Below are 16,296 nucleotides of genomic sequence, written 5' to 3' on the forward strand. Positions count from 1 at the left end.
GGGACCTTTGCCAAATTGTCGAGGCATGTTTTGGGCTGCATCAGTAGTTATGGGTAATTTAGCACAAGTTAGGCGTGGTCAAAGCCTTTGTTTGTCGTACAAAGAGGGCGGACTTGGCCAGCCAGTTTACGCATTGTGCAGGTTCAGTCTATAGTTCGGCTATTGCTTTCGATGGCAACATTGAAAGCGTCGAGTTCATTTTTTGGGAGGATTTCAATGAAAAGACGCGAGTTTTTCAAAAAAGCTGGGGTTAGCGCTGTTGGCGCGGCAGGTGCCGCAACATTGGCCACACCTGCGCTTTCTCAAGGCAATATGGAATGGGTCGCCGTTTCTGCGTTTGGTAAGGCTGGCCTTTTGGGCGCCGCTTTGGACAAGTTTGCTGAAGATGTAGCCATTATGTCTGAAGGCAAATTGACCATCAAAACATACCATGCTGGCGAGCTTGTTGGCGGATTGGAAGCGCTGGATGCGGTTCAATCCGGCACAGCGCAAATGGGCTTTGGTGCACCTTACTATTGGGAAGGTAAATCAGACAGCATCTCATTTGTTGCGGCCATGCCTTATGGTTTGAACGCACAAGAGCAAAATGCTTGGTTCTATTATGGCGGCGGCATCGAAATGGCTGACCGTTTGAGCTACAACCCACTTGGCGTGAAGTTCTTGCCAATGGGCAACACCGGCAACCAAATGGGTGGCTGGTATGCCAAAGAAATCAACACAGTTGATGATTTGGATGGCTTGAAATTCCGTATGCCTGGCTTGGGCGGCGAAGTGCTGAAAACATTCGGCGTGAACGTTGTTTTGTTGCCGGGTAACGAAGTGTTGCCAGCTTTGACTTCTGGCGCGATTGATGGCACCGAATGGATCGGCCCTGCGGCTGACCTTGGCGCTGGCTTCTTCAAAGTTGTAAATAACTATTACTATCCTGGCTGGCACGAGCCTGCCACAGTGCTTGATTCATTCTTCGACATGCAGGCATGGGAAGCTTTGGATGACCAAACACGCGGTATCGTTGAGCGTGCAGCAGCGTCAACCAACTTGTGGATCTTGTCTCGCTTCCAAGCTGTGAACAACGCTTCACTGCAAAAATTGGTCAATGAAAATGGCGTGAATCTACGTCCATATTCTGACGAATTGTTGCAAGCGATTGGTGAGCGGACTGCTGAAGTTGTGCGGGATCGCGCGAGCGTTTCACCGGAAGCTTCTGAGCTTTACAACTCACTGATCGAATGGCGTCGTACCATGGTTGAATGGTCTGGCATTTCTGAAGGTAAATTCATGAATGCGCGGACTTCAGCCAAGTTTGAAGCCATTTAATCAACATGCTTAAAAGAGCCGTCGACCTTTGTCGGCGGCTTTTTTGTCACGGGGAGCGGGGGGACGATTAATGTCTGGCCTTGTGCGCGCGCTGCAAAAGGGATGGGCCCCTGTCAGCAGTGCAATTTCTAACGTTTATGTGCGAACAATTTTGGCACTGGTGGCATGTTTCGCCATCGGCTATGCCGCCGGGTTTGGGTTTCAAGACCGCGCGGGTACGCACGCAAAAGTCCACGCCGTTGTAGGCGGTATTTTAGCGCTTTTGGTTTTCTTGGCTGACACGGATGTGCGCCGAAAAGTGGCGAACGCCATCGACCGATTGAACATGGTGATCGGACATATAATGGCCTGGACCGCATTGGCACTGGTGCTCAATGTGTTTCTGGTTGTGGTGCTGCGCTATGTGTTTTCCATCGGCGAAGTGTGGATGCAAGAAAGCTACATCTGGATGCACGCCTTTATCTTTATGCTTGGGGCGGGTTACACGCTTTTGCATAATGGGCATGTGCGCATCGATTTGATTTATGCAGGTGCCAGCAATCGCTATAAAGACATCATCAATCTTGCCGGCACAATTTGTTTCGGCTTTCCAGTATTGTGGCTGATTTTCTGGCGCGGCTATGATTTTTTCCAGCGTTCTTATTCTCGATTTGAGGGCAGCGCAGAAGTGGGCGGATTGCCCAATCTATTTATCTTGAAAGGGATTATCCCAGCGATGGCCATTTTATTGGGCTTGCAGCTTATTTCCATGAGCTTGCGCGCGATCGATCGCATGATCACCGGTGAAACCGTGGCATTGGTCAGCGACGATGAAGAGGTGATGGCATGACCCCAGAAATTCTCGCGTTTATTATGTTCGGGGCAACGATTGTTGTTCTGATCCTTGGGTTTCCTGTGGCATTGACGCTTGCTGGTTCAGCGATCCTTTTTGCGTTTATTGGCGATCAGCTCGACCTGTTTCGCTTTGCCTTTTTGAACCTGTCACCGACACGCATTTTCTCGACCATGAAAAATGAGCCGCTCGTGGCGGTGCCCTTGTTCGTCTATATGGGCGTGGTGTTGCAGCGATCGGATATTGCCGGGCAGTTGCTGGAATCGATGGGCCAATTGTTTGGCAAAATGCGCGGCGGTCTTGGTTATTCTGTGGTGATTGTGGGTGCGCTGCTGGCGGCTTCTACTGGCATTGTTGGGGCCACCGTGGTGACCATGGGGCTGATGAGCCTGCCAGTGATGTTGAAAGCGGGGTACAACCCGAAAGTGGCGTCGGGCATTATCTGTGCGTCTGGCACGTTGGGGCAGATCATTCCACCGTCAATCGTGTTGGTGCTTCTGGCCAGCATTTTGCAAGGGGTGAATGAAGAAGCCGCAGCACTGACAGGCAATTTGGCGCCAGATCCGGTGACCGCAATTGATCTGTTTGCTGGAGCGTTGGTGCCGGGCCTGCTGTTGGTTGGACTTTATCTGGCTTGGGTGTTTATCCTCACCATTATTCGGCCAGAAGATGTGCCTTCCATGAAAGATGAGAGCGTTCACGCGCCCACTTTCGGCACGTTGCTGAAAGCTGTTTTGCCGCCGCTTATTCTGATTGTTTTGGTGCTTGGTTCAATTTTGGCCGGTATCGCCACACCAACGGAATCTGCTGCTGTGGGCGCGATTGGTGCGATGGTTTTGGCGTGGCAATCGAAAAAGCTTAATCTTACTCTGTTCCGCGAAGTGGGGCTGGAAACGGTAAAAGTGTCCTCGATGGTGTTTTTGATTATCATTGGGGCAGGGCTTTTCTCGACCGTATTTAAGGGCTTTGGCGGTGACGATGTGATTGCCGAGTTTTTGCGGCATTTGCCGGGCGGTGCTTTTTCTGCGCTACTGTTGGTGATGTTGCTGATGTTCTTCTTGGGTTTTTTCCTTGATTTCATCGAGATCATTTATGTGGTGGTGCCGATTGTTGGTCCGATCCTGATCGCATTGGGGTATGATCCGCTGTGGTTGGGCGTGATGATCGCCATCAATTTGCAGACCAGCTTCCTAACGCCGCCATTTGGGTTTGCCCTGTTCTATTTGCGCGGGGTGGCACCGAAGGAGTTTAAGACCAGCGATCTTTATGCTGGGGTGCTGCCCTTCATCGTGATCCAAGTGTTGGCCTTAGCGCTCTTGTGGACATTCCCGGGGCTGGTCACCTGGTTGCCGGATCTGTTGTTCTCATAAGAGGCAAATCAAAATGAAGTGAAAGGCCGTCCCATGGGGCGGCCTTTTGATTTTGTTGACATAATGGTGTGGCACCGAGATAGTTTAAGGCTAAGGGATCAGAGGAGAGCGGCCTATGCGACGACCAGTGACAATCTTATTTGCAATAATCGTTGTTGTGGGCGCGGCGGCGGCGATCTATTTTCTCAAACCTGTAAATGGGCCTGAGCGCAATTTGAGCCTTGAGGCCGACGTGACCCGCGGCAATTATGTGATGCGCGTGGGCGGCTGTGTGGCGTGCCACACAGACCTCAAAAATGAAGGCGCATTTCTGGCAGGCGGTGCACCGCTGAAAACGCCGTTCGGGGATTTTGTGCCGCCAAACATCACGTCTGACAAAGAGGCGGGGATCGGCGATTGGAGCCTTGAAGAGTTTTCGCGCGCCATGAGTGTTGGTGAAGGCCCCGGCGGCAAACATTATTATCCTGCCTTTCCATATGACAATTATGCGCTGATGAGCGATCAGGACATTGTGGATCTTTATGCGGCAATGATGGCCACTGATCCTGTCGCTGAGAAAGCGCCGGAACATAGTGTCGGCTTTCCATTTAACATTCGCCTCGCCATGTTGGGGTGGAAGAACATGTTCTTCACGCCGAAGCGATATGAGCCAAATCCCGAGAAGTCTGATCTATGGAATCGTGGGGCCTATTTGGCGAAAGGCCCGGCGCATTGCGGGGCGTGTCATACACCACGCAACATGCTGGGTGCATCAGATTCTGGGCAACACTTTAAAGGTTCAAGTGGCGGCACTGGCGGATCGTTTGTGCCTGCAATTGATCCAGAGAGTTTAGCTTCTGATGGGTGGGATGAAGCCACGCTCACCGACGCGTTAACTGGCGGCTTTACGCCCGATTTTGATACGCTTGGCGGATCTATGGGGGAGGTGATCAATGAATCGCTGACTCATTGGACTGACGAAGATTTGAAAGCGTTGACGACCTATTTGTTAGAGGGCGAATAGCCTGGAGAGCGAGAAAATTATGTCTTTAGAGTTTTTCCTGACGTCACTGGTGGTGGTTTTGTTGCCAGGCACTGGCGTGTTGTACACTTTGGCAATCGGCCTTTCTCGAGGCTTTAAAATGAGCGTTATGGCCGCATTTGGTTGCACCCTCGGCATTATCCCTGCGGCGCTTGCTAGTGTGGTCGGATTGGCAGCCATTTTGCATACGAGCGCTTTGGCCTTCCAATTGATCAAATATGCTGGCGTGGCCTATCTATTCTATATGGCATGGGGCATTTTGCGCGAAGGTGGTGCGCTGGATGTTGAAAAGGCGCCAGATGTGAAAAGTGTTGGTAAAACGGTTCGTGATGGCGCCTTGCTCAACGTGCTCAACCCGAAGCTATCACTCTTCTTCCTCGCCTTTCTGCCCCAGTTTGTGCCGGCTTCCATCGCCAATCCGACGCCGCTTATGTTGAGTTTGGCTGCCATTTTTATGGTTATGACGTTTATCGTTTTTGTGGGATATGGGGCTTGTGCCGCTTTGGCGCGAGACTTTGTTTTATCTCGTCCAAAAGTGTTGCTATGGCTGCGCCGCGGCTTTGCTGGCACATTTGGTTTTCTGGGGCTAAAGCTTGCACTTTCAGACCGCTAAGCTAATTTAGCTGTAAATCAGATGTAGAAATATTGGGATTGGGCGCGCTGATGGAAAGCTTCTTGTCGATTGAAAATTGGTTCACGCTTGCGATGTTGATCGCATTGCAGGCGGTTTTGGGGTTCGACAATCTTTTATATATCTCGCTTGAATCCAAGCAGGTGGCGAAAGAAAAGCAAGCCTATGTGCGCCGTGTGGGCATTGGCATTGCCATTGTTCTCCGGATCGTGCTGCTGTTTTTGCTGGTGCGCATGATTGAGCTGTTTCAGGCTCCATTTTTCGCCATCGACTTGCCGGGCTTTATCGAAACCGAAATGAATGTACATGCCTTTATTGTGCTGATTGGCGGCGGGTTCATCATGTACACCGCCATTCAGGAGATTTATCATTTGATCTCCGTGCATGATCTGCATGACCAGGATAAACACAAGAAAACCCGCTCGGTCGGGGCCACCATTTTCTGGATTGTGGCCATGAATGCGGTGTTCTCGTTCGACAGCGTATTGTCGTCTATTGCGTTGACGAATGTGTTCTGGGTGATGGCTGTGGCGATTATCGGTTCAGGTATTTTAATGATTGTTTTGTCGGATTATGTCGCTGACTTCCTAGACCGCAACCGCATGTATCAAGTGCTTGGCTTGTTTATTCTGTTGTTGGTGGGCATTTTGCTGATTTCCGAAGGTGGGCACTTGGCGCATCTGATATTATTCGGCTACGAAATTGTGCCGATGGCAAAATCAACCTTCTATTTCGTACTGTTCGTAATGGTGGCTGTTGATGTGGTACAGAGCCGATATCAAAAGAAACTTTTGGCTGAGCGGGCGCACCGCGAAGCACAAATGAAAAAGATGGCAGCCAACGATCCAAGCGTTTAGTCGCGGACAGATAAGCCGGAATTAGAGGGGCGCTTGGCTCTTAGCAAGCGTCCCTTATTTTTAGCGCTTCAGTGAGCGTTAACGTGGTGTGGTCTCTGAATTTAGGATTTTTCTCTGGATAGTCGGAGCGGTAATGACCGCCGCGACTCTCAGTGCGCTGCAATGCCGCCGCCGCCACCAATGTGGCGGACACTGTCATGTTCAAATAGGAACGGGTGACGTCGCGTGCTGTTTCTTCCAGTTCTCTGATTTTACGTAGAGCGGTTTTTAAGCTCTCTTCAGACCGTTCCACGCCCACATAATTGGTCATGATATGGCGCAATTGCTGCACCGCGGTCAGGTTGCGCAACATGCGTTCCGCTTCTTCGCCCTTTTCCTCGTCCCACTCAATACCGAGGTAGGGGGGGAGGCTTTTGTTGATGGGCTCAAGGCCTGAGATATCTTCTGCGATGCGTGCGCCAAATACGACGGCTTCCAGTAGGGAGTTAGACGCCAAGCGGTTTGCGCCATGCAAGCCGGTGCAGGAGGCCTCGCCGCAGACCCAAAGACCAGCCAAGGATGAGCGACCGCGATCATCCACCTTCACGCCGCCCATATGGAAGTGGGCCGCAGGGGTGACCGGGATCATTTCGACAGCAGGATCAATGCCTGCTTCTTTGCAATAATTGGCAACGGTTGGAAACGCATCATAGATGCGGCTGCCAAGGGCTTCGCGTGTGTCCAAAAACACTTTGCGACCTTCCTGAATTTGGCGGAAGTTGGCGCGGGCCACGATGTCGCGCGGGGCCAGTTCTGCATCTTTATGCACATCGAGCATAAAGCGATCGCCAAGATCATTGACCAAGATCGCGCCTTCGCCGCGCAACGCTTCTGTGGCGAGGGGCGCAGGGTCTTGCCCCACGGCCATGGCGGTGGGGTGGAATTGCACAAACTCGCTGTCGGCAATAAGCGCACCTGCGCGGGCGGCCATGCCCATGGCGTGGCCCCGCACACCGGGCGGGTTGGTTGTGACGGCATAAAGCCCGCCTAAGCCGCCTGCGGCCAAAACTGTGGCGCGGGCGCGGATGAGAACGGGTTCGGCATAGCGATCACCAAGTTTACGGGCATAAACGCCAATCACGCGGCCATCGGCACGCGCCAGATCAACAGCCGTAATGCCTTCAACAATGCGAATGGAGGGCGTGTTGCGCACCTCTTCGATCAGGGCAGCCATGATCTCGCGGCCCGCTCGGTCTCCCGATACACGCACCACGCGGTTGACCGAATGTGCTGCTTCTTTTGAGAGGATAAATTGGCCTTTTTCATCGCGGTCAAATGGTGTGCCCCATTTGGCCAAATCTTCGATGCGCTCTGCCGCTTCTGCCGCAACGGATTCTGCCAATTCAAAATCAACAATGCCGGCGCCAGCAATGTCTGTGTCGCGGGCATGGGCCTCGGCGCTATCGCCTTGGCCTACTGCCGCGGCAACGCCGCCTTGGGCCCAACTTGAGGATGCGCCAAGACCAAGTGGTTTGGGCGACAATACAGTGACCGGGCGGGGCGCCAACTTCAGTGCACAAAACAAACCGGCCAAGCCCGCACCCACAATTAGGGCGCCTTCGGCGTTTAAAACATTGTCATAAATAGTCATAGGCGCGTTGATACCTTTGGGGCACCGAGCGGTGCGAATTACTCTGGCGGATATAGATACATAGATTGCGATGGGTTGCAAAGGGTGCAACTTGTTGGGCTAATGTGGGAACCCGTGGCATAGTTTGGTTGCATGCGCAGACAAATGAGGGCGCAAGAGAGTGATTATGAAGTTTTCGAAAATTATGATTGGTGCCGTTGGCACATTATTGATGGGTAGCGGCGCGGCCATGGCCAGCGGTCCACTGCCTGCTGGCACATTGTTTTTGTGCAATGAGGGCGAGCCTTATGTGCAGGTTTTGGTGCCAAGTGGTCAAAATGCCAACCCCATTCTGTTGCTTGGCAGCGAGCAAATTGAAATGGAACCAACCCCGGTTGCATCTGGTTATGGTGCCGAATTGAGTTTAGGTCCGCACCACTGGATGGTGCATGGCAAAGGGGCCGATAGCTTGCTGTTGATGAAAGATGATGAAGCGCCAAAACAGTGCAAGGTTACTCCGATCAGCAGCAACTCCGCAGAAGCTTCTGGCGAAGTTGAAGGCTATGTGTCGAGCATGGAAAACTTCGCGCTCGGCGGCAATGTCCGCTCTGGTCCCGGCATACAAAATGAAAAAAATCGACAGTCTGGCTTATGGGGAGCCAATTGCCATCGTGTCACGCACCGATGTGCAGTTTGAGGGTTATGAATGGTTTGAAATTGAATATGGTGAGGGCTTGCGCGGCTATATGTGGGGCGGGATCATGTGTTCCAACGCGCTGCATATTGCCGGCCTTTATGAGAATTGCCCGGCTGATTTGAATTAGAAATTTGCTTGAATTGGCAACACTGGGCAGCTTTTTTCTTGAATTTAGATGGGTGCATCGCCATGTGTTTGGAAACGATGCGAGGAGCATGAACATGAATAAATGGGTTGCGGCAACACTCTTGTCATTTGGCCTTATGGCTGCGCCAAGCCATGCTGAAGAGGCAGGTAAGATTGGTGTTGATTGGGTTGGCAATGATATTTTGATCGAGGCTGTGCACGATAAAGAAGTGGACGGCATCACGTGTCATTTGGCCTATTTTGATCGCGGCATGATTGATCGGTTGACCAAGGGCAATTGGTTTGAAGATCCCTCGAACTCCTCCATTGCTTGTCGTGCGACGGGGCCAATTGTAATCCGAAATATTCAGCTCGATAAGGATGGCGAGGAAGTCTTTAAAGAAGGCCGCTCCTTCCTTTGGAAAAAGCTGGTGGTGAACCGGATTTATGACAAGAACAACAACACCATGATCTACCTGTCGCATTCGCGTCAGGTGACAGATGGGTCGGCCAAAATGGCCATCTCGACCGTGCCGCTTTACGGTGTTGATGTGACGTGGGATCCTGAATTTTGGCCAGAAGGTGCGCCAAAGTAAGCTTTTTTTGGCGACAGGCCGGATGCAATGGTTTAAGCCTCGTTCTAGTGTTAGAGCGAGGTTTTTTTCATGAGCGCGAAAGATTGTAACGGAGCTGCCCTTGAAGATGGCGATAATGTTCAGGTCAACAAAGATTTGAAGGTTAAAGGCATGTCGAAAACGTTGAAGCGGGGCACGTTGATCAAAAATATCCGCACGACAAACAAAGACAGCGAAGTTGAATGCCGCATCGGCAAATCGACGATTGTGCTCAAAACTGAGTTTTTGAAAAAAGCCTAAAACTCTCCGTTCCTCTGTAAAATAGCATCTCGCCTCAATTGGGTTTCGTGAGCGCAACGGGTGTCGCTGCGCCAATTTTCCCAGCAAATTGTTTCGTCATTAGAAAGCAACATCTTCAACTTGAAAATCGTAACGTTATAACATATGAGTCGCAATTGTTATGATATTACATTTGGTGAATTGAGATGAAGAAAAAGATTTTGGCGTTTGGCGTTTCAAACCTTGCATTGATGGCAGGCGTGGCGAGTGCGAGCGCTGACGAGGCATGGCGCTATTTCATTGGCGACCATGAGAAAGCGCAAATCATTGTGTTTGAGCAAGGAAATGATCCAATTGTTTGGGATCAGCTGACCGAGCCAGCGCGGTTGCATTTGAGTGAAGATGGTGAATTGTTGTTTGCAGTGCAGCGCAGCAAGGGCCGCGTGGATGTGGCTGAAACTGGTTTGCATGTGGAAGATCATGGTGATCATAGTGATCTGCATTTGGAAGCGCCTGCTTGGCAAGGGCTGTTTTTGACCGGTGCACGGCCAACTCACTTTGTTTTGCACGGCGATGAAGTGGCGGCCTTTATGGATGGCACGGGGAGTGTTGCGAAAGTGGATGTTTCCGCATTTGATGACGCGTTTGAGGTGAACTACACGGTTACCGACGCGCCGCATCATGGTGTTGCGGTGCCACTGCATGATCATATGCTGATTACCGCGCCAAATTTGGAAGAACCTAGCAGCTTGCCCAACCATGTGCAGGTTTTGGACAAAGACGGAGAGCAGTTAGGCGATCTGCATGAGTGTAAAGGCTTACATGGTGAAGCCAGTTCCATGCACAAAATTGCGTTTGCCTGCATTGATGGCATTTTGGTTTTTGATGAAGAAGATTTGAGCAAATCAGCATTCTTGCCTTATCCGGAAGAACTGGGTGAAGGACGTTCAGGTCGCCTCGATGGCGGAAAAACTGTCCAGTTTTTTGCGGGTAATTTTGGTAAAGACAAAATGATTTTTATCGATGTGGAAGGCGAGGGAAGCTTCACATCAGTTCAATTTGAAGCGCCGCTGGTGAGTGGTTATTTGAACCCGGCCAATTCTGGCGAGGCTTTTGCTCATACGGCAGATGGCAAGCTGCATAAGATTGATGCGTTTAACGCGAAGATTGTGGCGTCAATTGAAGCGACGGCGCCTGTTGATATGGAGCAACCTTGGTATGCGCCACGGCCCAACTTCACCTTTGCGGGCGACCATATTGCGTTGGTGGAGCCATTGGCGAGCGCGTTGAAGCTGATCTCGACTGATGAGCTGGCTGTGTTGGACGTGATTGACGTGGCAGGCAAGCCATATTCAATTGTTGCCGCTGGCGGACATCTTTCTGACCACTAATAAAAAAGCCGGGGCACTGCCCCGGCTTTGACTTGATCGATCAGATTTTATTTTTTGGTGGCGTTTTTATCTTTGCCAAAATTGATCATGCGCTCTACAGCGCCGCGGGCTTTTTCCGCAATTTCGGGATCAACAGTCACTTCTTCAGTGCCTGTGTGCAAAGACCAAAGCACATTTTCCAAATTAATGCGCTTCATGTGCGGGCAGATGTTGCAGCCTTTTAAGAACTGCACACCGGGCGTTTCTGCCGCCACATTGTCTGACATGGAACATTCGGTCACCATCACCACATTGGCCGGGCGCTCCGTTTTCACCCAATTGATCATGCCGGATGTGGAGCCGGAGAAATCGCACGCGTCGATCACTTCGGTGGGGCACTCTGGGTGTGCGATGATTTTGGCCGTTGGATAGGCCTGGCGCAGCTCTTCAATATCCTTAGCGGTGAAGGTTTCGTGCACTTCACACGCGCCTGCCCAAGTGATGATTTTCTTCTTGGTCTTTTTGGCGGTGTTTTGCGCCAAATATTGATCTGGAATCATCATCACAGTGTCGCTGTCCAACCCTTCAACAATGTCGAGCGCATTGGAGGAGGTGCAGCAGATATCAGTCACGGCTTTTACGGCCGCTGATGTGTTCACATAGGTGACCACAGGCACGCCCGGATATTGTTCGCGCATGGCCATCACATCTTCTGGCGTGATGGATGAAGCCAAAGAACAACCGGCGCGGCTATCTGGAATCAGTACGGTTTTTTCTGGGTTCAGCAATTTGGATGTTTCCGCCATAAAGTGCACACCGCACTGAATGATGGTTTGCTGTTTAACCTTTGTTGCCTCGATGGCGAGCTGCAAACTGTCGCCCACAAAATCGGCCACGCCATGGAAGATTTGCGGTGTTTGATAATTGTGCGCCAGAATCACGGCATCTTTTTCGCGCTTGAGCTTATTGATCTCGCGGATCAGTGGCGCGTAAAACTGCCACTCAATTTCGGGAATACGGTCTTTGACATGTTCATAAATGTCAGCCGTTTCTTTTTCTACCGCTTTGGTGAATTTGAGATCAAATTCTTTGCTCAAAATTGCACGCGCTTCATCCATGGGGGTCAACGCGTTGATCAATTGTACCATCTTTCGCCCTTTCAGCAGCAAAGTTGGGTGGAACTTAGGTATTTTTGAGGTGTATTTCAATCTCTGCTTTATGCTAATCCAAGTTGAAAGGTCGCGATAGCGGCCCTGTCCCTTTAAATCCAGCCCAATGAGGTCCCGATCATATGGCGCAAAATATTGCAAAACTCGACGAAATTATGGGCGCTGCCCCGGTTATTCCGGTCATTATCTTGGATGATGTGGATGCAGCGATTCCTTTGGCGGAAGCGCTGGTGGCTGGCGGACTGCCTGCGCTGGAAGTGACATTGCGAACCCCAAATGCGCTGAAAGTCGTTGAAAAAATGGCAGGGGTGAAAGGTGCCTATGTTGGCACAGGCACTGTGCGCACCAAAGCTGATATTGAAAAGAGCATTGCTGCTGGCGCACAATTTATGGTGTCGCCCGGGGCGCCGCGTCAATTGCTTGAAGAAGCACTCAATTTTGATGTGCCGCTTTTGCCGGGCATCAGCACTGCAACCGAAGCGATGGCTGCCGCGGAAATGGGTTATCAGCGGTTGAAATTGTTCCCCGCGGAAGCTGTTGGTGGCGCGAAATTGCTGAAGAGCTTTGCTTCGCCTTTGCCGGATTTGAAATTTTGCCCAACCGGTGGCGTGAGCGTTCAAAATGCGCGGGACTATTTGTCTTTGCCGAATGTGATTTGTGTTGGCGGCTCTTGGGTGGTGCCTGGCGATGTGATCGAAGCGGGCGATTTTGCGCATATTGAAAATTTGGCCGCAACAGCTGCGCGGTTGACTGAAGGCGCATGATTTGGCGCGCCGCCCGCATTGGCATTCTTGTACTGATGGCACTTGTTTCGGTGCGGCCAGCATGGGCGGAAACCCGCTTTTTTGTGGCGTCCAGCTTGGTGGATTTTGCCCAAAGTGCAGCAGCGGCGGCGCAGCTTGATGTAATAATTGTGGCGGGCGGGTCTTCAACACTTGCCCGGCAAATTGAAGCGGGGGCACCTGCTGATTTGTATATCTCCGCCAATGAGGATTGGGCCGAACATGCAGCAGGTGAACGCGACTTGGTGCCTCTGTTTGGAAACAGTTTGGTGTTGATGGCTGACCGAGCAGGGCAGATAGAGATTGAAGCGCTTCCCTTAATGCTGGGTGAAAACCGTTTGGCTTTGGCTGATCCGCATCATGTGCCTGCGGGGCTTTATGCAAAGGCTGCGTTTGAGCATTTGGGGCTTTGGGAGGCATTGTCGGGTCGTGTGGCCGCGGCGGAAAATGTGCGCAGTGCGGCGCGTTTTGTGTGGAGTGGAGCCGCCCCATTTGGGGTGGTTTATGGGTCGGATGCCAAGGCGATGGACTTACCCATTGCATTTGCGTTTCCGGCAGAAAGCCATCCGTCCATACGCTATTGGGCCGTTCGGTTGTGCGATGATGATCCCGCTGTGGATGCGTTTTTGGACTTTATCGATAGTGCGGAAGGCCATAAGCTGCTTGCTGAATTTGGTTTTCAACCGATTGAGCGCCCACTTTGACTGCTTTTCTGCCCATTATCGCCTTGTCTTTAAAAGTCGCGTTTTTTGCGCTTTTATGGGCGTTGCCCTTGGGTTTTATGCTCGGCTATGTGCTGGCCACCAAGCGCTTTTTCGGGCGAAGATTGCTCTCCGTTTTGGTGATGATGCCGCTTGTGATGCCTCCGGTGGTGACCGGCTTAGTGCTGCTTTATGTGTTTGGCCCTAAGGGCGCGTTTGGTAGTCTTTTGGCGCCGCTGGGGATCAGCTTTGCCTTTAATGCTGCGGGAGCTGCGTTGGCCGCGGGCTTAGTAGCATTGCCGCTGATTGTACGGCCAATCCGACTGAGCTTTGAACATGTGTCAACAGATTTAGATGAAGCGCTGGCGGTGGCGGGGCTGACGCCATGGCAACGGTTTAAGATGCTATATGTGCCTAGCGCGCTGCCCGGCGTGGTGGCTGGCGGCGTGTTGGGATTTGCCAAAGCCATGGGAGAGTTTGGCGCAACCATAACTTTTGTCGCCAATATCCCCGGTGAAACGCAAACCATTTCTTTAGCCATTCATGCGGCGCTGCAGGCTTTTGATCAGAATGATCTTGTGGTGTGGCTGTGTGTTGCGTCACTTGCCATTTCTGGGCTGGCGATTTGGGGTTCCGAATTTTTGCTCTCATGGTTGGAGAAAAGGCTGAACGGACGGCGGGCGGTGCGCCATGCTTAAGGTAGATTTGAAATTTGAGCGCGGGGCGCGATTGTTTCAGTTTCTATTGGAGATGAGGCGCGGTGTAACGGCACTGGTGGGGCCATCGGGCGCGGGCAAGACATCTTTGTTGCGGGCCATTGCCGGGCTGGAGCCGAGCGAAGGGCAGATCGAGCTTGATGGGCAGGTCTTTGCGGGTCGTGGCAAATCCAGTGCGCCGCATAAACGGCATTTGGGCATGGTGTTTCAGGAGCCACGACTGCTCGACCATTTGAGTGTTGAAGAGAATATTCGGTTGGGCCGCAACGGCGTACATATGCCGCTGGTGCATCGGCTGGGCATTGCCGACCTGCTGGCGCGCGCGCCCCATGATTTGTCTGGCGGGGAAAAGCAGCGGGTGATGCTGGCGCGGGCACTGTTTGCGCAACCGCACGCCTTGTTGCTCGATGAACCTTTGTCTGCCTTGGACCCAGAACGGCGCGAAGCGATGATCATATTTTTGCGTGATGTTTTTGCGGATCTTGATGTGCCGGTGCTTTATGTGACACACGCTATGGAAGAAGCGGCGCGGCTTGCGGATCAGATCGCGGTGATCGAACAGGGCCGCATTGTCACCCATGGACCGACGCAAGAAGTTCTTGCTTTGCGTGCTGACGCGCATTTGCTCAGCCGGGTGCACGGGCATGTGGCGGCGTTGGATGATCAATATGGTCTGGCGCAGGTCAATATTGGTGGGCAGATGTTGGAAGTCGCCAATCGCGGGCTGGATATCGGACGGCGGGTGCAGCTCAATATCTGGGCGCGGGATGTGATGCTGGCTAAATCGCGGCTTGAGGGCATCAGTGCGCGCAATCAATTGGAGGGCACCATTGAGCGGCTAGAAGCGATTGATCCAGCCACCACGGATATTTTCGTGAAGGTTGGCGAAGCACGCATCCGGGCTCGGGTGATGGCGAAAACCGTTGCCGATTTGGTATTAGCCCCGGGCGCATCTATTTTTGTGATCATCAAATCGGCGTCGATTGAGTAATCAATATTCCCGCCCTTCGCGCGGCTTGTAGCGCGGCAATTGCCAGTGCCAAATGATGGCGCCGCCGCGGGCAACTAGGCCCAATGCTGTGCCTGCGCTTGCGGCGTAAAGCGGAGGGATGCCGAGATAGGTGAGTACGAGATAGGCGAAGGCGGCAACGAGTGCGGCGGTGGCATAGATCTCTTCTTGTAGGATCAGCACATTTTCATCGCTCACCACATCGCGGATCATGCCGCCGAAGGTGGCTGTCATCACGCCCATCGCGCCTGCCACAAAAAAGCCCGCGCCATTTTGAGTGGCAATGTGGGCGCCCATAACCGCATATGCCGCCAAACCAATCGCATCCAGCCAGAGCAGCGCGACATAGCGTCGTTGAATAAGGTGCGAGGCGAAGAAGGCGATGATGGCGATGCCAAAGCAAATGATCAGATAGGTCTGATCCACCGTCCAAAAAACGGGACGATCTAAAATCAAATCGCGGAACGTACCGCCGCCAACGCCCGTGAGGGTGGCCAGCAACACAAAGCCGATAATGTCCATTTGTTTGCGGGAGGCAACCAATGCGCCCGTGGTGGCAAATACCGCCACGCCAAGCAAATCAAGAATGTAAAGTGGCGTAGACAACATGGGCGCTCTCCGATTGGACAATGAGAGAACCAAATGTTTGCGGACTTGTCAAAATAGATTGTTGATTTTACTCAGGAGTTTTTTGAGCTTCCTGGCTTTGTGGGTTGAAAGAGAATTGGTCAATTCTGCGTCCAGCGATTTGAAATTCTTATGGATGGTTTGCAGCAACTCTAGGCCTTTTGCAGATAGGAAAATGTGCAGCGCACCATCAGCTTCATCGGTTTGACTTTCAAGAATTTGCGCGCGGTCCAGCCGATCGATCAGGGCGTTAAATTGCTCCGGCGGCAGGTTTAATCCTTGGCGCATTTCTTCAAGCGTAAGGCGCGATTGATCCGCGAGCCAAAACAGCACCGCGTCATCGCCAACTTGCAACCCCTGCGCGTGCAACGGCACAAGCGCTTCTTGGCGGGCGATTGCCCCCAGTTGCATCAGTTGATAGCTCAAAGTTTTTTCAAATTTTAGCGCCATTTGACTTTTTTAGCGCATGGGCGGGGCGCTGGAAACCTGACAGCGTGAATATCGTTAATGGAGGATTTTGAAAGGATTAATATTTTCAAAAGTTTAGCGTCAATTTTCAGTATATGATTATCCCTTGGCGTGATGCGGCAAATCACGATATGTAATGT

19 protein-coding genes are annotated in these 16,296 nt (G+C 52.0%); 15 read left to right on the forward strand and 4 right to left on the reverse strand.

Features of this window, described 5'->3' with window-relative positions; translation table 11 throughout:
• The first annotated feature begins 216 nt into the window (after nt 1-216).
• The 6 genes from ACP15Y_RS13250 to ACP15Y_RS13275 all read left to right on the forward strand — a co-directional run bounded on the left by ACP15Y_RS13250 (nt 217) and on the right by ACP15Y_RS13275 (nt 6,028).
• Nucleotides 217-1,317 (forward strand): TRAP transporter substrate-binding protein, encoded by a 1,101-nt coding sequence (locus ACP15Y_RS13250; protein WP_424983581.1) that lies wholly within the window; start codon nt 217-219, stop codon nt 1,315-1,317.
• A 70-nt stretch (nt 1,318-1,387) separates the two neighbouring features.
• Nucleotides 1,388-2,146 carry a TRAP transporter small permease subunit gene (locus tag ACP15Y_RS13255; RefSeq protein WP_424983582.1) on the forward strand — a complete coding sequence of 253 codons (759 nt, stop codon included), beginning with the start codon at nt 1,388-1,390 and terminating at the stop codon, nt 2,144-2,146.
• Nucleotides 2,143-3,519, forward strand: a complete 1,377-nt coding sequence (locus tag ACP15Y_RS13260) for a TRAP transporter large permease (RefSeq protein WP_424983583.1) — start codon at nt 2,143-2,145, stop codon at nt 3,517-3,519. Before ACP15Y_RS13255 ends, ACP15Y_RS13260 begins: the two co-directional genes overlap by 4 nt.
• Before the next feature lie 115 nt (nt 3,520-3,634).
• The gene (locus tag ACP15Y_RS13265) at nt 3,635-4,522 is read left to right on the forward strand and encodes a c-type cytochrome (RefSeq protein WP_424983584.1); all 888 of its coding nucleotides are present in this window, start codon (nt 3,635-3,637) and stop codon (nt 4,520-4,522) included.
• A 19-nt stretch (nt 4,523-4,541) separates the two neighbouring features.
• A complete protein-coding gene (locus ACP15Y_RS13270) occupies nt 4,542-5,153 on the forward strand; it encodes a LysE family translocator (RefSeq protein WP_424983585.1) in 612 nt (203 codons plus the stop codon).
• A gap of 50 nt (nt 5,154-5,203) precedes the next feature.
• Nucleotides 5,204-6,028 carry a TerC family protein gene (locus ACP15Y_RS13275; RefSeq protein WP_424983586.1) on the forward strand — a complete coding sequence of 275 codons (825 nt, stop codon included), beginning with the start codon at nt 5,204-5,206 and terminating at the stop codon, nt 6,026-6,028.
• Between the two features lie 40 nt (nt 6,029-6,068).
• Here ACP15Y_RS13275 and ACP15Y_RS13280 read toward each other — a convergent pair whose 3' ends face one another.
• Complete coding sequence (locus ACP15Y_RS13280; protein WP_424983587.1) at nt 6,069-7,658, reverse strand: L-aspartate oxidase; 1,590 nt, start codon at nt 7,656-7,658, stop codon at nt 6,069-6,071.
• A gap of 166 nt (nt 7,659-7,824) precedes the next feature.
• Here ACP15Y_RS13280 and ACP15Y_RS13285 point away from each other — a divergent pair, with 166 nt between their 5' ends.
• From ACP15Y_RS13285 to ACP15Y_RS13305, 5 genes are all read left to right on the forward strand, one after another.
• On the forward strand, nt 7,825-8,334 hold the full coding sequence (locus ACP15Y_RS13285; protein ID WP_424983588.1) for a hypothetical protein: 510 nt from the start codon (nt 7,825-7,827) through the stop codon (nt 8,332-8,334).
• Nucleotides 8,309-8,461 (forward strand): hypothetical protein, encoded by a 153-nt coding sequence (locus ACP15Y_RS13290; protein ID WP_424983589.1) that lies wholly within the window; start codon nt 8,309-8,311, stop codon nt 8,459-8,461. The genes ACP15Y_RS13285 and ACP15Y_RS13290 overlap by 26 nt, the downstream gene beginning before the upstream one ends.
• A 94-nt stretch (nt 8,462-8,555) precedes the next feature.
• Nucleotides 8,556-9,056 carry a CreA family protein gene (locus ACP15Y_RS13295; protein ID WP_424983590.1) on the forward strand — a complete coding sequence of 167 codons (501 nt, stop codon included), beginning with the start codon at nt 8,556-8,558 and terminating at the stop codon, nt 9,054-9,056.
• A 69-nt stretch (nt 9,057-9,125) separates the two neighbouring features.
• Nucleotides 9,126-9,335 carry an alkylphosphonate utilization protein gene (locus ACP15Y_RS13300; RefSeq protein ID WP_133572094.1) on the forward strand — a complete coding sequence of 70 codons (210 nt, stop codon included), beginning with the start codon at nt 9,126-9,128 and terminating at the stop codon, nt 9,333-9,335.
• Between the two features lie 185 nt (nt 9,336-9,520).
• Nucleotides 9,521-10,705: a hypothetical protein gene (locus ACP15Y_RS13305; protein ID WP_424983591.1), complete on the forward strand. Its 1,185-nt coding sequence runs from the start codon at nt 9,521-9,523 to the stop codon at nt 10,703-10,705.
• 47 nt (nt 10,706-10,752) lie between these two features.
• Here the strand turns inward: ACP15Y_RS13305 and nadA are convergent, their stop codons facing one another.
• Nucleotides 10,753-11,802 carry a quinolinate synthase NadA gene (nadA, locus tag ACP15Y_RS13310; RefSeq protein WP_246028664.1) on the reverse strand — a complete coding sequence of 350 codons (1,050 nt, stop codon included), beginning with the start codon at nt 11,800-11,802 and terminating at the stop codon, nt 10,753-10,755.
• A gap of 173 nt (nt 11,803-11,975) precedes the next feature.
• On the opposite strand from nadA, the gene eda reads away from it, so the two are divergent.
• Genes eda through modC form a run of 4 tightly spaced genes read left to right on the forward strand, consistent with a single transcriptional unit; the run spans nt 11,976 to nt 15,043 of the window.
• A complete protein-coding gene (eda, locus tag ACP15Y_RS13315) occupies nt 11,976-12,617 on the forward strand; it encodes a bifunctional 4-hydroxy-2-oxoglutarate aldolase/2-dehydro-3-deoxy-phosphogluconate aldolase (RefSeq protein WP_424983592.1) in 642 nt (213 codons plus the stop codon).
• Nucleotides 12,614-13,339, forward strand: coding sequence for a molybdate ABC transporter substrate-binding protein (gene modA / locus ACP15Y_RS13320; protein ID WP_424983593.1), 726 nt, complete (start codon nt 12,614-12,616; stop codon nt 13,337-13,339). The genes eda and modA overlap by 4 nt, the downstream gene beginning before the upstream one ends.
• Complete coding sequence (gene modB / locus ACP15Y_RS13325; protein WP_424983594.1) at nt 13,336-14,034, forward strand: molybdate ABC transporter permease subunit; 699 nt, start codon at nt 13,336-13,338, stop codon at nt 14,032-14,034. The genes modA and modB overlap by 4 nt, the downstream gene beginning before the upstream one ends.
• On the forward strand, nt 14,027-15,043 hold the full coding sequence (gene modC, locus ACP15Y_RS13330; protein WP_424983595.1) for a molybdenum ABC transporter ATP-binding protein: 1,017 nt from the start codon (nt 14,027-14,029) through the stop codon (nt 15,041-15,043). Before modB ends, modC begins: the two co-directional genes overlap by 8 nt.
• On the opposite strand, the gene ACP15Y_RS13335 is transcribed toward modC, so the two are convergent.
• Together ACP15Y_RS13335 and ACP15Y_RS13340 are read right to left on the reverse strand one after the other, a co-directional pair.
• Nucleotides 15,044-15,670: a trimeric intracellular cation channel family protein gene (locus ACP15Y_RS13335; RefSeq protein WP_424983596.1), complete on the reverse strand. Its 627-nt coding sequence runs from the start codon at nt 15,668-15,670 to the stop codon at nt 15,044-15,046.
• 48 nt (nt 15,671-15,718) lie between these two features.
• Nucleotides 15,719-16,138, reverse strand: coding sequence for a MarR family winged helix-turn-helix transcriptional regulator (locus ACP15Y_RS13340; protein ID WP_424983597.1), 420 nt, complete (start codon nt 16,136-16,138; stop codon nt 15,719-15,721).
• Between the last annotated feature and the right edge of the window lie 158 nt (nt 16,139-16,296).

The sequence above is a fragment of the Maritalea sp. S77 genome (assembly GCF_049801075.1).
Lineage (GTDB): Bacteria > Pseudomonadota > Alphaproteobacteria > Rhizobiales > Devosiaceae > Maritalea.

What these genes read in the sequence shown, in the direction of transcription:
- ACP15Y_RS13250 (WP_424983581.1), top strand. Translation starts at nt 217, where the DNA reads ATGAAAAGACGCGAGTTTTTCAAAAAAGCTGGGGTTAGCGCTGTTGGC.
- ACP15Y_RS13285 (WP_424983588.1), top strand. Translation starts at nt 7,825, where the DNA reads ATGAAGTTTTCGAAAATTATGATTGGTGCCGTTGGCACATTATTGATG.
- ACP15Y_RS13260 (WP_424983583.1), top strand. Translation starts at nt 2,143, where the DNA reads ATGACCCCAGAAATTCTCGCGTTTATTATGTTCGGGGCAACGATTGTT.
- ACP15Y_RS13305 (WP_424983591.1), top strand. Translation starts at nt 9,521, where the DNA reads ATGAAGAAAAAGATTTTGGCGTTTGGCGTTTCAAACCTTGCATTGATG.
- ACP15Y_RS13335 (WP_424983596.1), bottom strand. Translation starts at nt 15,670, where the DNA reads ATGTTGTCTACGCCACTTTACATTCTTGATTTGCTTGGCGTGGCGGTA.
- ACP15Y_RS13255 (WP_424983582.1), top strand. Translation starts at nt 1,388, where the DNA reads ATGTCTGGCCTTGTGCGCGCGCTGCAAAAGGGATGGGCCCCTGTCAGC.
- ACP15Y_RS13300 (WP_133572094.1), top strand. Translation starts at nt 9,126, where the DNA reads ATGAGCGCGAAAGATTGTAACGGAGCTGCCCTTGAAGATGGCGATAAT.
- nadA (WP_246028664.1), bottom strand. Translation starts at nt 11,802, where the DNA reads ATGGATGAAGCGCGTGCAATTTTGAGCAAAGAATTTGATCTCAAATTC.
- modA (WP_424983593.1), top strand. Translation starts at nt 12,614, where the DNA reads ATGATTTGGCGCGCCGCCCGCATTGGCATTCTTGTACTGATGGCACTT.
- ACP15Y_RS13270 (WP_424983585.1), top strand. Translation starts at nt 4,542, where the DNA reads ATGTCTTTAGAGTTTTTCCTGACGTCACTGGTGGTGGTTTTGTTGCCA.
- ACP15Y_RS13280 (WP_424983587.1), bottom strand. Translation starts at nt 7,658, where the DNA reads ATGACTATTTATGACAATGTTTTAAACGCCGAAGGCGCCCTAATTGTG.
- ACP15Y_RS13340 (WP_424983597.1), bottom strand. Translation starts at nt 16,138, where the DNA reads ATGGCGCTAAAATTTGAAAAAACTTTGAGCTATCAACTGATGCAACTG.
- ACP15Y_RS13275 (WP_424983586.1), top strand. Translation starts at nt 5,204, where the DNA reads ATGGAAAGCTTCTTGTCGATTGAAAATTGGTTCACGCTTGCGATGTTG.
- ACP15Y_RS13265 (WP_424983584.1), top strand. Translation starts at nt 3,635, where the DNA reads ATGCGACGACCAGTGACAATCTTATTTGCAATAATCGTTGTTGTGGGC.
- eda (WP_424983592.1), top strand. Translation starts at nt 11,976, where the DNA reads ATGGCGCAAAATATTGCAAAACTCGACGAAATTATGGGCGCTGCCCCG.
- ACP15Y_RS13295 (WP_424983590.1), top strand. Translation starts at nt 8,556, where the DNA reads ATGAATAAATGGGTTGCGGCAACACTCTTGTCATTTGGCCTTATGGCT.
- modC (WP_424983595.1), top strand. Translation starts at nt 14,027, where the DNA reads ATGCTTAAGGTAGATTTGAAATTTGAGCGCGGGGCGCGATTGTTTCAG.